Genomic DNA, 14098 nt, shown 5'->3' with positions numbered 1-14098 from the left:
CTCCCACAGAAAAGCAGATCTGTTTTCGCTCTGGTCTTTGCCTTTGCTTTTAACACTCAAGCCGGCCGGGAGGCCGCTGTGCTTTTGATTTTGAAGCAGCCGTTACCTAAATAACGGATATGCACACCGATCTAACTCAACAAAACAACACCGCCAGGCAACTCCGTACACTTGGCCCCATACGCATCGCGAATCAAAAGCGCCACCCCCGCCAACTGATGCAGACTAAACCGCGCCTGCACCCGCCGCTTGCCCAACTGCGCATTCATCAGCAGCAACATCCCCGGCCGATAGCGATTGATCTCATCCACCACCGTCGCCAGCGTCGCATTATCAAACACCAGCACCTGCTCCCGCCAAGCCACCACAGCCTGCACGTCCACCGCCACCGGCTCACCCACACCGCTGGCGTCATAAGTCAGCTGCCGCCCACCCTCAAGCCGAACCGTACGCCCCCCAACACCCACCAACAGCGCCCCATCAATACACGTCACACACACACTGTGATCCGTATTGCGCACATTGAACCGCGCCCGAGCCGCACTCAACCACCCTCCACCCGCCTGAACCTGAAGCGGCATCGCAGCATCGGCCAGCACCTCGACCTCCCCCTCCAACAACTCAATCCCACCCTCACGCCGGCTGATCCGCGTCTGCGTATTGAGCTCCAGCCGAACCCCATCACCCAACTCCACCCGCCGCTGCTCCCCGACCTCGGTGCGGTAATCCGCCGTCAACCCGGCAAACCCACCCGGCACCGTCACCCGCACCATCAACACCGCCGCCGACGCCGCAATCGCCCCGCCCAAAAACGCCCGCCGCCCAAAATGCCGCGGCCGGGAAAACTGCTCGGCGGCGGGAGCCAATTGCTGCCACAACACCTTGGCCTGCTCGAACGCCCGGGCATGCTCCGGGCTCTGGGCGCACCACTGGCGCAACGCCTTGGCATCAGCAACGGTGGCCCGGCCCGACGTCAGCAGCACCAGCCAGTCACGCGCTTCATCGTGCAGGGGGCTATTGGGCGCAGCACGGGCAGCGGAGAGGTTAAAAATGTTCAAGCGCGCAGGTACTCAACGGATTATCAGGGACTCAATCACTAAGACGGTTTTCCGGCCCCGGGACCGAACCGCTGGATCACTTTTCTTTCAAGGCGCTGCGCACAGTGGCCCAGCCCCGCCTTGATTTCCTTTTCGACCATGCGCGTGGAAATCCCGAAACGCCTGGAGATCTCCAGGTGTGGCGCCTCTTCCAGACGTGCCGCGATAAGGATCTGGCGCCGCCGCGCCGGCAGTTCGTAGAGGGCCTTGAGCAACGACTGGATTTCCCGCTGGCCACCCACCACCCGCGACGGGTCCTGGGCTTCATCGACGGTTTGCAGCAGCTCTTCGACTTCGCTGCCGGTCAACAGTCGCGCATCCGCCTGGCGTCGGTCAGCGGCGATGTTCAGCGCCATTCGATACAGGTAGGCATTGGGTTGCGCCAGGTTCGGCGGTACGTCCATGCGGTCGACCCGCAGGTAGGTCTCGTGCAGCACGTCGTTGGCCAGGTCCTCGGACCCGAGGCGCTTGCGCAGGCGTACCTTGAAGTCCTCGTAGGACGCCAGGAACAGGCTGACCATCATGCTGTGGCCGGTGTCTTTCATGCCCCGGAAACTCCTTCCCCTGCTGTGCATTCCATGCGTGTTCCTGTTGAATCGGGCATCAAAAGTAAGGTCACCGGCAAGCGCAGCGAACTGGGCGCCGGGCGTTCGACCCGGGTGGCGCCCAGGCCGCGTACCAGCGCTTCGTCACGCTGCAGGTCACCGGTGGAGCTGACCAGGCGGCTGTGTTCGATCACCCCGTCACCGTTGACCCACACCTGCACCAGCGCCCGGAAACTGCCGGGGCGGGTCAGCGGCGAACGGCACAAACTGCGTTCGATCGCCTGCTGCAAGGCCGCGGCATAGCTGTTGTTGATCCGTGCTGCATGCCCTGCCTTCAGCCCCCGCGTCGTGGCCGGCTGGCTGACCTCGGGGACTTGCAGGGTGAACGCATCGCTGCGGGCATAACGCGCCATCAGGCCACTCCCTGTCAGCAGCAGGCCCAGGGCTTGCTGCGCACTGTAGCGGCCATGCACGCCGATGGAGCGCCGGCCCCGGGTCAACTCGCGGTCCACCAGCACCGCCATGCCGGTGGCATGGCTGAACGCCTGCAGGGCGCTATCCAGGTTCTGCGCGGGCAGGTCCAGGGTCACTTCGGCGCGCACGGTCTGCGCCAGCCCCAACAGCAGAGCCAGGCAGCAGCCCGCGCGCCTCCAAGCCCCCCTGCTCAGCATCGCAACACGTCCGACATAGCCTACAAAACCGTCATCCTGAGGCCAGTTTATGAACCTGATGTTACGGTGCCAGCAAAAAAAAACATCACGGTGACGGGCAGCCCGCTGCACTACACTTTCGAGCCATACCGGCCCATTTCCCAGGGCTCGCCAGGAGGCACCAATGAACCTGTTCCCGACCCTCGCCAGCCTGTTGCTGTGTGCTGCCCTGCCACTGATGGCCCACGCCGAAGGAACGCCGAATGGCTGCACCGAGGTCAACGTGGATGGCTACAAGGCACCGGACTATGGCTGCCTGAGCCAGCAGATGGGCAACCACCCGGACGCCGCCAAGGCCACGCAAAAGAACCAGCAAGCGCAACAGGTGCCCATCGACAAACGCAAGCCGAACCAGATCGGGCTCTCTACACCCGCAGCGACCAGTGTGCGCATGGGCAATACGTTCGGTACTTCGGTGAAACCCCAGCGGCCTTGATCGCCGCTTGTCCCCCCCTGCCCGCCCAGTGCAAAAAAAGCCATTGTGTTATCGCGATTGCCGATGTTATGTTTCTAACAGACATCAAAATCATGAAACATGAGTAACATCAATGACCGGCCTGCGAGAAAACGTCATGGATAAAAACAGCTTCCAGCGCACGCTGGAACAGCAGTTCCCGACGCTGACGCCCACCGGCAAGCGCATCGCGACCTACCTGCTGGGCAACCTGCAACAGCTGCCGTTCGAAACCGCCGACAGCATCGCCCAGCAAGCCGGCACCACCGGGATTTCAGTGGGGCGTTTCTTGCGAACCCTGGGTTATCGCAACCTCGATGACGTCAAGCAAGGCCTGCGCGGCGACCCGCAAGCCTCCTGGCTGATCACCGACCGCCTGGGCGCGTTTCGCCAGGAGAACGATCAGGAAGACGCCCTCGACCGTTCCCTCAACCGCGAGATCGAAGCCATCCAGCATGTGTACGGCCTGGCCCGCAGCCAGGGTTTCGCCGACATCGTGCAGCACATCGTGGACGCCGACGCGGTGTTTATCCTCGGCATCCAGTCCACCCGGGGCATCCTCAATGCGTTCCACAGTCACCTGGAATACATTCGCCCCAAGGTCTATTACGTCGATGGCCTGTCGGGGATCTACGCCGAGACCCTGAACTCCGGCTTTGAAAAACCCTACGCCATTACAGCGGACTTCCGCGCCTATTCCAGCATCACGCCCACGTTCTGCGAGACCGCGAACGCCCAGGGTCTACCCTTGGCGTTGATCACCGACTTGCAATGCCCCTGGGCCCGGGACTACGACCTGGACCTGCTGCAACTGAAAACCGATGTCGGCCAGTTCTGGGACTCCATGGCGCCCCTGACGTGCCTGTTCAACCTGATGGTGTCTGCCGTCGCTGACCGCTACGGCGAGCGACTGGATGCACGCCTGGCAAAAAACCGCGCCCTGCAACAGGCCTTCGGCCAGTTCGAATCCTGACCCTGGAAAGGAAATCTTTGAGTGAATACCAGCCCATTGGTAGAAATCGCCCCACCGGAATACCCGGTACAGGTCGACCTGATCTACGCCAGTGCCGACAACCTGGCAGGCACCGTGATCTACCGCAATGCCCGCTGCCTGCTGCACGCCGAAGCGGCGGCTTGCCTGCGCAAGGCGAGCCTGTTGGCACGCCAGGCCGGCATGACGTTGCTGATCTACGACGCCTATCGGCCGGCCTACGCCCAGCAACTGCTGTGGCAAGCCCTGCCCAACCCGGACTACGTGCGCGACCCGCGCCTGGGCTCGCACCACACCCGCGGCGTGGCCGTCGACCTGACGCTGATTGATGAACACGGCACACCCCTGGACATGGGCACGGCGTTTGATGCCATGGAGCCCAAGTCCCACCAGTTCTACCCCGACCTGCCGCCGCAGGTGCAGCGCAACCGCCTGCTGTTGCTGGGCATCATGCTTGGCGCCGGCTTCAAGGCGATTGCCACCGAGTGGTGGCACTACGAGTTGCCGGATGCCGAACTTTTCCCATTAATTGAGGAGTCACACTGATCACAAGGACCGTACCATCACAATAATGAGCAGCACCCTTTAGCTCCAACTGCCCGGTTATAGATTTCATAAAAATAAACCAACCCGCTTTTTCCTCTAAATAATCAAGGAAACCGGCATGACCCCAAGCAACCGCAAGACCCTCGCACTCTCCCTGCTGTGCGCCGCCCTGAGCCTGGGCGCGTGGCAATCGGCAAGTGCCGCCGCCCCCAAAGACACCTTGATGATCGGCAAGGCCGCCGACCCGCAAACCCTCGACCCGGCCGTGACCATCGACAACAACGATTGGGCGGTGACGTACCCGGCGTACCAGAAGCTGGTGGCCTACAAAGTCGAAAACGGCAAGGGCAGCACCGAGGTCAAGGGCGACCTGGCCGACAGCTGGACCACCTCGGCCGACGGTCTGGTGTGGGACTTCAAACTCAAGCCCGGCAACAAGTTCGATGACGGCGCCGAGGTCGACGCCAATGCGGTGAAGTTCTCCTTCGACCGCGTGATGCAGCTCAAGCAAGGCCCGTCGGGCGCGTTCCCGGATGACATGAAAGTCACCGTGGTCGACCCGCTCACCGTGCGGTTCACCCTGGCCAAGCCCTACGCGCCCTTCCTTTACACCCTCGCCCACAACGGCGCCGGCATCATCAACCCGGACGTGGTGAAACAGGGCGACGTCAACGCCTACCTCTCCACCCACACCGCCGGCTCCGGCGCCTTTCGCCTGAGCAACTGGCAGAAAGGCCAGAGCCTGACCCTGGAACCCAACACCTACTACGCCGGCACCAAGCCCGCGCTGAACAAGGTGGTGATCAAGATCATCAGCGAAGCCTCGGTACGCCGCCTGCAACTGGAACGCGGTGACCTGGACATCGCCGAAGACATGCCCCAGGACCAGCTCACCAACCTGGCCAAAAAGAAAGACGTGGTGATCAAGGAGTTCCCGTCGCTGCGGGTGACCTACCTGTACCTGAACAACCAGAAAGCCCCGCTGAACAACCAGAATGCGCGCCAGGCGATCGTTGATGCGGTGGACTACAAAGGCATTGTCGACGGCATCCTCAAGGGCCAGGCCAAGTTGATGAACGGGCCGATTCCTGCCGGCATGTGGGCCAATGACCCGAGCCTGCCCTTGATGAAACAGGACCTGGACAGCGCGGGCGCGAACCTGAAGAAACTCCCGGAAAAAATCACCGACCTGAATTACATGTACTCCGACAAGGACCCGGACTGGGAATCCATCGGCCTGACCCTGCAAGCCAGCCTGGCGCCGCTGGGGATCAACCTGAAGATGGAAAAACTGGCCAACGCCACCATGCGCGAGCGCCTGGGCAAGGGTGACTTCGACGTGTCCATCGGCTCGTGGGCACCGGACTTCTCCGACCCCTACATGTACATGAACTTCTGGTTCGACTCCTCCCTGCAAGGCCTGCCGGGCAATCGTTCGTTCTACAGCAACCCGGTGGTGGACAAGCTGATTCGTGATGCGGCGGCCAACAACGACACGGCCAAGCGCACCGAGCTGTATCAGGAAGCCCAGAAGATCGTGCTCAAGGACAGCGTGTACGCCTACCTCTATCAGAAGAACTACACCCTGCCGATGCGTGATTCGGTGAAGGGTTATGTGTTCCATCCGATGCTGGAGCAGGTGTTCAACGTGGCTGAGATCAGTAAGTAACACGCGATCAAATGTGGGAGCGGGCTTGCTCGCGAAAGCGGTGTATCAGTTACCCGATGTATGACTGACCCACCGTATTCGCGAGCAAGCCCGCTCCCACACTGGACCTGCTGTGTTTTCCAGGCTGTATTCCTGATCCAAATGTCTCGCGTTACCGAGGAGCCCTCATGGCCTTCCTGAATATGTTGCGCAAACGCCTGTTCGGCCTGATCCTGGTCGTCGTCGGCGTTTCGCTGATTACCTTCTGCATCTCCCACCTGATCCCGGGTGACCCGGCGCGCCTGATTGCCGGCGACCGGGCCAGCGACGCCATTGTCGAGAACATCCGCCATCAACTGGGCCTCGACCTGCCGCTGTACCAGCAATACGGCCGCTACATGAGCGACCTGCTCCACGGCGACCTCGGCACCTCGATCCGCACCAGCCGCCCGGTGTTGGAAGACCTGAAAGCGTTCTTCCCCGCGACCCTCGAACTGGCGGTGGCCGCCCTGCTCCTCTCGGTACTGGTGGGCGTACCGCTGGGGGTGCTGTCAGCGGTGTATCACAACCGCGCCATCGACCAGATCGCCCGAACGCTGGCGGTTACCGGCATTTCCACGCCGGCCTTCTGGCTCGGCCTGGGCCTGATCGTGTTGTTCTACGGCCAGCTCGGCTGGCTGCCCGGCAGCGGGCGGCTGGATGAAGGCCTCGAACCACCGCGCACCATCACCGGGTTCTACCTGATCGACTCGCTGCTGGCCGGCGATATCCCGCTGTTCCTGAATGCCCTGGAACACCTGATCCTGCCCGCCGTCACCCTGGGTTTCGTCAACCTCGGCGTAGTCGCCCGGCAGATTCGTTCGGCGATGCTCGACCAGTTGGGCGAGGACTACATCCGTACCGCCCGCGCCTACGGCCTGTCGCGCTGGGCGGTGATCCTGCGCCACGCCTTGCCCAACGCGCTGATCCCGTCGATCACCGTGCTCGGCCTGACCCTCGGCGACCTGCTGTACGGCGCGGTGCTGACCGAAACCGTGTTCGCCTGGCCGGGCATGGGTGCCTATGTGGTGAAGTCGATCCAGTCCCTGGATTTCCCGGCGGTGATGGGCTTCGCGATCCTGGTGTCGTTTATTTATGTACTGCTGAACATGCTGATCGACCTGCTCTACCGGGTGGTCGACCCGCGCATCGGCGAGGTGAATTGAGATGACCGCTCCCCTGACCATGCCCGTACCGGTGCCCCTGGAACAGCGCCCCACCTGGCGTGCGCGAATGGAGTACCTGAGCTATCAAATACGCCGCAGCCCGCTGACCATCGCCGGCCTGACCATCACCTTGATCGTGCTGGTCTGCATGGCCTTCGCCCCCTGGTTGGCGAGCCATGACCCCAATGCCTTGAACCTGGCGCAACGCCTGGCCGAGCCCTCCGCCGAACATTGGTTCGGCACCGATGAAGTCGGCCGCGACCTGTTCAGCCGGGTGCTGTACGGCAGCCGCCAGTCGGTGGGCGTGGGCCTGTTCGTGGCGTTTTCGTCCTGCCTGGTGGGCGGGCTGCTGGGCTGCCTGTCGGGGATTATCGGCGGGCGTTTCGACAGCCTGATCATGCGCCTGATGGACATCATGCTGTCGGTGCCGTCCCTGGTGCTGATCATGGCCCTGGCCGCCGCACTGGGCCCGAGCCTGTTCAACGCGATGCTGGCAATCACCGTGGTGCGCATCCCTTTCTACGTGCGCCTGGCCCGGGGCCAGGCCCTGAGCATTCGGCAGATGGGCTACGTCAAGGCATCCCAGACCTTCGGCGCCGGGCGCTGGCACATCGTGTCGTGGCACGTGGGCCGCAATGCGATGCCGCCGTTGCTGGTGCAACTGAGCCTGGACATCGGCAGCGCGATCCTGATGGCCTCGGCCCTGGGTTTCATCGGCCTGGGTGCACAACAGCCCACCGCCGAATGGGGCGCGATGGTTGCCACCGGGCGCAATTTCATTCTCGACAACTGGTGGTACTCGACCTTTCCGGGGCTGGCGATCCTGGTCACCGCGACCGGCTTCAACCTGCTGGGTGACGGTGTTCGTGACCTGCTCGACCCACGGCAACAGGGGAAATGACCATGTCCAGTCCGGCAGTGCTTGCCATCGACAACCTGAGCCTGGAATTCCCGGCTTACCGCAACAACGTCCAGGCACTCAACGGCGTGTCGTTGCACGTCAACCCCGGCGAAGTCGTCGGCGTAGTGGGTGAATCCGGCTCCGGCAAGTCCGTGACAGCGATGCTCAGTCTGCGCCTGCTGCCGGAGCGCAGTTACCGGATCACCGCCGGCAGCTTGCAGATGCTCGGCCGCGACATGCTCGGTGCCAGCGAGAAGGAGCTGCTGCAGATTCGCGGGCGTGACGCGGCGATGATCTTCCAGGAGCCGATGACCGCGCTGAACCCGACCCGGCGCATTGGCCGGCAGATGCTCGATGTGATCATCCACCACCAGCGCCTGAGCAAGGCCGCCGCCCGTGCCAAGGCCATCGCCCTGCTGCGGGACATGCACATCGCCGACCCCGAGCAAGTGCTCGACAGCTACCCCTTCGAACTCTCCGGCGGCATGCGCCAGCGGGTGATGATCGCCCTGGCATTTTCCTGCGACCCTCAGTTGCTGATCGCCGATGAACCCACCACTGCCCTCGACGTCACCGTGCAACGCCAGGTGCTGTTGCTGCTGCGGGAAAAAGCCCGGGAACGCGGCACCGCGATCCTGCTGATCACCCACGACATGGCTGTGGTCTCGCAGTTCTGCGACCGGGTGTATGTGATGTACACCGGCGCCGTGGTGGAAGAAGGCCCCACCGCCCAGGTGATGAGCGACCCGCGCCACCCCTACACCCAAGGGTTACTCAGCGGCTTGCCGGAACAGGTGAAACCCGGCGACGACCTGCTGACCATCCCCGGCCAGGTGCCCAACCTGGCCGCCCTGCCCTCAGGCTGCACCTTTCGCGAACGCTGCCCCCAGGCCATGAGCCAATGCATCGAGCGCCCGCGCCTGGACCTGATCAACCCTGCCGGCACCCGCAAAAGCGCGTGCTGGCTGACTGCCGGAGAGTCGGTGCAATGACCGTGTCTCAAGATTCACTGCTGGCTTTGCGGGATGTACGGGTCAAGTTCCCGGTAAAAACCGACTGGCTGGGCCGCCCGCGCGGTTATGCCCACGCCCTCAACGGCATCGACTTGCAGGTGCGCCGTGGGGAAACCCTGGGGATTGTCGGCGAGTCCGGCTGCGGTAAAAGCACCCTCGCCCAATTGCTGATGGGCCTGGTCAAGCCCAGTGACGGTGAAGTGGACTGGGTCTACGAAAGTGCCCGGGAACGCCACCGGCATGTGCAGATCGTATTCCAGGACCCGCAATCGTCCCTCGACCCGCGCCTGCCCATCTGGAAAATCATCACCGAGCCGCTGTTCGCCCTTGGCGACACGCCCAAGAGTGAAATGCGCACCATCGCGGCCAAGGTCGCCGCGCAGGTAGGCATTCGTGCCGAATACCTGGACCGTTACCCGCACCAGTTTTCCGGTGGCCAGCGCCAACGGATCGCCATCGCCCGCGCGCTGGCGTCCAACCCGAGCATCCTGGTGCTGGACGAGCCGACCTCGGCCCTGGATATCTCGGTGCAGGCGCAAATCCTCAACCTGCTGGCCGAGCTGCAACGGCGGCTGGGGCTGACCTACATCCTGATCTCCCACAACGTTTCGGTGGTGCGGCACATGGCCGACCGGGTGGCGGTGATGTACCTGGGGCAGATCGTGGAACTGGGGTGTGCCGAGCAAGTGCTGGAGCAGCCGAAGCATCCGTATACCCAGCTGTTGCTGGAAGCGGTGCCCAAGCTGGGGGTGGCGCTGGACGATGCGTATGTCAGTGCACCGACAGAGCTGCCGGGGAACCGGGTGTTGCCGGGTGGGTGTTTCTTTCTCGACCGCTGCCCGAGGCGTACACAAGGCTGTGAGCGGCCGCAGCGGTTGACGGGTGGGATGAGTCAGCAGGTGCGCTGTCACCTGGAACATCCGTGAGGCGTCCTTAACAAAATTTTCATGATTGCGCGGCTATGATCCGCCACCTCGTTGGGGAGTAGCCTGCTTCGGATTCTCGAAGCGTTCGTATCAACATTCTCGGCAACATGCCGTGGTGCGAACACCATTTTGGTTGGTGAGACCAGCGACACATCCATGCCTGAAGTCGGGCGTGTGGTTGTGTCGTTGACTCATACAGCCCGACTGGAAGCCTTACCGTGAACCCCATTTCCCTGATTCTTCTCGCCCTTGCCATGTCCACGGACGCCTTTGCGGCGGCCATTGGCAAAGGTTCCAGCCTGCACAAACCACGCCTGACCGAAGCCCTACGGGCCGGGCTGATCTTTGGTGTGATTGAAGCGATCACGCCGATTATCGGCTGGGCCATCGGCCAGGCCGCCACTCGCTGGGTGCAAAACTGGGACCACTGGATCGCCTTTACCTTGCTGGTAGCCCTGGGTCTGCACATGATCTACAACGGTTTGAAGGCCGATGATCCAGAAGAAGAGAAACCGAGCCAGCACTCGTTCATGATTCTTGCCGTGACCGCGTTTGCCACCAGCATTGATGCCCTGGCGGTGGGCGTAGGCCTGGCGTTTGTCGACGTGAATATCCTGGTGGCCGCTGCGGCGATCGGCTTGGCGACGATGACCATGGTAACCATCGGCATGATGCTTGGCCGGGTGTTGGGGACTGTGGTCGGCAAGCGCGCCGAGATGGTTGGCGGCGTGGTGTTGATGCTGGTGGGTGCGACGATTTTGTATGAGCACCTGTCGGCCTAGAAACCGGCGAAGATCAAAATGTGGGAGCGGGCTTGCTCGCGAAAGCGGTGGTTCAGCCAGCCTATTGAGCGACTGACACACCGCCTTCGCGAGCAAGCCCGCTCCCACACAAGCCCGCTCCTACAGGGATCTGCGGCGATCAATCAGGCCGCGTGTTTTTCTTTCTTCAGGCTCTCGATGTCGATCACGAACCGATACTTCACATCCCCCTTGAGCATGCGCTCGTAGGCGTCATTGATGCCCTGGATGTCGATCATCTCGATGTCCGAGACAATCCCGTGCCTGGCGCAGAAATCCAGCATGTCCTGGGTTTCCTGGATGCCACCGATCAACGACCCGGCCAGGCTGCGACGCTTGAAGATCAGGTTGAACACGGTCGGTGACGGGTGCGGGCTATCCGGGGCGCCCACCAGGGTCATGGTGCCGTCGCGCTTGAGCAGGTTGAGGAAGGCGTCGAGATTGTGGGACGCGGCCACGGTGTTGAGGATGAAGTCCAGGGAGTTGGCAACCTTGGCCATTTCGTCCGCGTTCTTCGACACCACCACTTCATCGGCCCCCAGGCGCAGGCCGTCTTCGCGCTTGTTCGGCGAGGTGGTGAACAGCACCACGTAGGCGCCCATGGCATGAGCGATTTTCACCGCCATATGGCCCAGGCCACCGAGGCCGACAACGCCGACGCGCTTGCCCGGCCCGACGTTCCAGTGGTGCAGCGGTGAGTAGGTGGTGATGCCTGCACACAGCAGCGGCGCGACCGCCGCCAGGTTGCTCTCGTCGTGGGAGATGCGCAGGACGAACTTCTCCTTGACCACGATATTGTCCGAGTAGCCGCCGAAGGTGTTTTCGCCGCCAAAAGCCGGGCCGTTGTAGGTGCCGGTGAAGCCGTTTTCGCAATACTGCTCCTCGCCCTCGGCGCAGGATTCGCAGTGCTGGCAGCTGTCGACCATGCAGCCGACACCGGCCAAATCGCCCACCTTGAACTTGCTGACATTGGCGCCCACGGCGGTCACTCGGCCAACGATTTCATGGCCCGGTACCGACGGGTACAGGGTGTTTTTCCATTCGTTGCGTACGGTGTGCAGGTCCGAGTGGCAGACGCCGCAATAGAGGATGTCGATCTGCACATCATCGGCCCCGGGGGCGCGACGTTCGAACGTGAAGGGTTTGAGGGAATCCTTGGAGTCACGAGCGGCGTAGCTGTAAGTCTTGGCCATTTCGTTCACCTGTTTGTTCAGACGGTAGAAAGCAGTTGACCAGCATAGACGCTGAACCGTTCAACCGAGCACAGGCATACAAGTCCCTCGTCAGATTCTGCGCCTATAGTATTGGCTGCCCTCTCACCCAAGGAGTTTTGCCATGAGCACCCTACGCACACAAGACGGTACCGAGCTCTACTACAAGGACTGGGGCACCGGCAAACCGGTGCTGTTCAGCCACGGCTGGCCGCTGGATGCCGATATGTGGGAATACCAGATGGAGTACCTGAGCAGCCGCGGCTACCGCACCATCGCGTTCGACCGCCGTGGTTTTGGCCGCTCGGACCAGCCCTGGACCGGTAACGACTACGACACCTTTGCCGACGATATCGCCCAGTTGATCAACCATCTGGATCTGCAGGACGTGACCCTGGTGGGCTTCTCCATGGGCGGCGGCGATGTCAGCCGCTATATCGCCCGCCATGGCAGCGCGCGCGTGGCCGGGCTGGTGTTGCTGGGGGCGGTGACGCCGCTGTTCGGGCAAAAGCCGGATTACCCGCAAGGTGTCGAGATGGCAGCGTTTGACGGGTTCAAGGCCGCACTGCTGAAGGATCGCGCGCAGTTCCTGGCAGACTTCAATACGCAGTTCTATGGCATCAACAAGGGCCAACAGGTCTCCAGCGGTGTATTGACTCAAACACTGAACATCGCCCTGCTCGCCTCGCTCAAGGCGACGGTGGATTGCGTCACCGCGTTCTCGGAAACCGATTTCCGCCCGGACATGGCCAGGATCGACGTGCCGACCCTGGTTATCCACGGTGATGGCGACCAGATCGTGCCGTTCGAAACTACCGGCAAGGTCGCCGCGCAGATGATCAAAGGCGCGCAGTTGAAGGTGTACAAGGATGCCCCCCATGGTTTTGCGGTGACCCACCAGCAAGCCTTGAACGAAGATCTGCTGGCCTTCCTGCAACGCTGAGCCGATTGCGTTCTCCTGCGACGGCTTATTTCTGGCCGGGCTGACACCCGGCCTTTTCAGGCAGTCGTACTATTCCCCGGTGCCGGCAAACCCCGCTACGATCTCGTCGATCACCACCCGCACCCGGGCGGTATGCCGCAGGTCGGCATGGGTCACCAGCCACACATCGTAGGGCAACGGCCGCGTACGGTCCGGCCACAGCCGCACCAGGCCGTCGCGTTCGCCGGAAACTATCGGAACCTCACCGATACCGATCCCTGCGGCGATGGAGCGGCGTACCAACAGGCTTGAACTCAAGGCCGCAACAATACGTCCGCGTCCCAGCGGCTCGCTGACCAGGGTCAGGTCCTTCTGGCTTTGCAGGTGCGGCTGGTACACCACCAGGTCGTGTCCTTCGAACAGGCTGCCCGGCTCGGGTGCGCCGTGCCGATCGATATACGCTTGCGAGGCAAACAGCCCCACCGGCCAGCGGGCGATGCGCCGGGCGATCAGGTCGGGGTTGTCCGGGCGGGTATTGCGCACCGCGATATCGGCTTCGCGTTTGGCCAGGTTAAGCAACTGGGTCGAAGCGTCCATCTGCACGCGCACGTCAGGGTGCGCATCGTGCAGCCGGGCAATGGCCGGAATCAGGAAGTCGATGGCCAGGGAATCTGTGGTGGTCACCCGTACGGTGCCGGTCAGGCGGTCGTCCAGGCCCAGGACCTGACGCTCCAGGTCAAGGGCCGAGCGCTCCATGTTCTCCACCGATTGCAACGCGGCCTCACCCACGGCGGTCAGCGCATAGCCCTCGGAGGTGCGCAGGAACAACGTTGCGTTCAGGGACTTTTCCAGGGCATTGACCCGTCGCCCCACGGTGGCCTGATCCACCCCCAGCACCCGCGCGGCCCCGCGCAGTGTGGACTCGCGGCACACCGCGAGGAACACCCGCGCATCGTCCCAATTCATGGCTTTCCCCTTAGATGCATTTTTGCATCAGTGTGACGTGTAATCGCAGCATTATTGCATCGCTTATCACGGCTATGCTGGGCACCAGAGAAAATACCCAGGATCGCCAGCAGGCTGAACCGCTCGGTAACGGGCGCGGTCCCAACCCATACGTTCATTGCTA

Annotated in this window: 15 protein-coding genes and 1 riboswitch; of the genes, 10 read left to right on the top strand and 5 right to left on the bottom strand. The window is 62.5% G+C overall.

Going from position 1 to position 14098, the window contains the following annotated elements; translation table 11 throughout:
- Nucleotides 1-131: 131 nt before the first annotated feature.
- Genes HX818_RS23875 through HX818_RS23865 form a run of 3 tightly spaced genes read right to left on the bottom strand, consistent with a single transcriptional unit; the run spans nucleotide 132 to nucleotide 2313 of the window.
- Nucleotides 132-1058 carry a DUF4880 domain-containing protein gene (locus tag HX818_RS23875; RefSeq protein WP_102605757.1) on the bottom strand — a complete coding sequence of 309 codons (927 nt, stop codon included), beginning with the start codon at nucleotides 1056-1058 and terminating at the stop codon, nucleotides 132-134.
- Nucleotides 1059-1096: 38 nt separating this feature from the next.
- Nucleotides 1097-1642 carry an RNA polymerase sigma factor gene (locus HX818_RS23870; RefSeq protein WP_102605758.1) on the bottom strand — a complete coding sequence of 182 codons (546 nt, stop codon included), beginning with the start codon at nucleotides 1640-1642 and terminating at the stop codon, nucleotides 1097-1099.
- Entirely contained in the window at nucleotides 1639-2313 is a 675-nt protein-coding gene (locus HX818_RS23865; RefSeq protein WP_087694899.1) for a secretin and TonB N-terminal domain-containing protein, read from the bottom strand. The genes HX818_RS23870 and HX818_RS23865 overlap by 4 nt, the downstream gene beginning before the upstream one ends.
- A gap of 163 nt (nucleotides 2314-2476) precedes the next feature.
- Here HX818_RS23865 and HX818_RS23860 point away from each other — a divergent pair, with 163 nt between their 5' ends.
- The 9 genes from HX818_RS23860 (at nucleotide 2477) to mntP (ending at nucleotide 10818) form a co-directional block, all read left to right on the top strand.
- A complete protein-coding gene (locus tag HX818_RS23860; protein WP_087694900.1) occupies nucleotides 2477-2788 on the top strand; it encodes a hypothetical protein in 312 nt (103 codons plus the stop codon).
- 136 nt (nucleotides 2789-2924) lie between these two features.
- Complete coding sequence (locus HX818_RS23855) at nucleotides 2925-3779, top strand: MurR/RpiR family transcriptional regulator (protein WP_032898755.1); 855 nt, start codon at nucleotides 2925-2927, stop codon at nucleotides 3777-3779.
- A gap of 21 nt (nucleotides 3780-3800) precedes the next feature.
- Nucleotides 3801-4343: a D-alanyl-D-alanine dipeptidase gene (ddpX, locus tag HX818_RS23850; RefSeq protein WP_177020854.1), complete on the top strand. Its 543-nt coding sequence runs from the start codon at nucleotides 3801-3803 to the stop codon at nucleotides 4341-4343.
- A 118-nt stretch (nucleotides 4344-4461) separates the two neighbouring features.
- Nucleotides 4462-6012 (top strand): ABC transporter substrate-binding protein, encoded by a 1551-nt coding sequence (locus HX818_RS23845; protein WP_177020853.1) that lies wholly within the window; start codon nucleotides 4462-4464, stop codon nucleotides 6010-6012.
- Between the two features lie 167 nt (nucleotides 6013-6179).
- On the top strand, nucleotides 6180-7196 hold the full coding sequence (locus HX818_RS23840) for an ABC transporter permease (RefSeq protein ID WP_008431420.1): 1017 nt from the start codon (nucleotides 6180-6182) through the stop codon (nucleotides 7194-7196).
- A gap of 19 nt (nucleotides 7197-7215) precedes the next feature.
- Nucleotides 7216-8097 (top strand): D,D-dipeptide ABC transporter permease, encoded by an 882-nt coding sequence (ddpC, locus tag HX818_RS23835; RefSeq protein WP_371315742.1) that lies wholly within the window; start codon nucleotides 7216-7218, stop codon nucleotides 8095-8097.
- Nucleotides 8094-9089: an ABC transporter ATP-binding protein gene (locus HX818_RS23830; protein WP_032898749.1), complete on the top strand. Its 996-nt coding sequence runs from the start codon at nucleotides 8094-8096 to the stop codon at nucleotides 9087-9089. Before ddpC ends, HX818_RS23830 begins: the two co-directional genes overlap by 4 nt.
- Nucleotides 9086-10036 (top strand): oligopeptide/dipeptide ABC transporter ATP-binding protein, encoded by a 951-nt coding sequence (locus HX818_RS23825; RefSeq protein ID WP_003220120.1) that lies wholly within the window; start codon nucleotides 9086-9088, stop codon nucleotides 10034-10036. The genes HX818_RS23830 and HX818_RS23825 overlap by 4 nt, the downstream gene beginning before the upstream one ends.
- Before the next feature lie 41 nt (nucleotides 10037-10077).
- Nucleotides 10078-10244, top strand: a riboswitch (yybP-ykoY riboswitch).
- 10 nt (nucleotides 10245-10254) lie between these two features.
- Entirely contained in the window at nucleotides 10255-10818 is a 564-nt protein-coding gene (mntP, locus tag HX818_RS23820; RefSeq protein WP_177020851.1) for a manganese efflux pump MntP, read from the top strand.
- Nucleotides 10819-10961: 143 nt separating this feature from the next.
- Here mntP and HX818_RS23815 read toward each other — a convergent pair whose 3' ends face one another.
- Nucleotides 10962-12029 (bottom strand): NAD(P)-dependent alcohol dehydrogenase, encoded by a 1068-nt coding sequence (locus HX818_RS23815; protein WP_003220118.1) that lies wholly within the window; start codon nucleotides 12027-12029, stop codon nucleotides 10962-10964.
- Nucleotides 12030-12171: 142 nt separating this feature from the next.
- Here HX818_RS23815 and HX818_RS23810 point away from each other — a divergent pair, with 142 nt between their 5' ends.
- On the top strand, nucleotides 12172-12990 hold the full coding sequence (locus tag HX818_RS23810; protein WP_177020850.1) for an alpha/beta fold hydrolase: 819 nt from the start codon (nucleotides 12172-12174) through the stop codon (nucleotides 12988-12990).
- Nucleotides 12991-13059: 69 nt separating this feature from the next.
- Here the strand turns inward: HX818_RS23810 and HX818_RS23805 are convergent, their stop codons facing one another.
- Entirely contained in the window at nucleotides 13060-13935 is an 876-nt protein-coding gene (locus HX818_RS23805) for a LysR family transcriptional regulator (RefSeq protein WP_008431428.1), read from the bottom strand.
- Between the last annotated feature and the right edge of the window lie 163 nt (nucleotides 13936-14098).

Source organism: Pseudomonas sp. F9001, from assembly GCF_013385435.1.
Classification (GTDB): domain Bacteria; phylum Pseudomonadota; class Gammaproteobacteria; order Pseudomonadales; family Pseudomonadaceae; genus Aquipseudomonas.
Note: the sequence above shows the minus strand (reverse complement) of the source record. Positions and strands in the feature narration are given on the sequence as shown.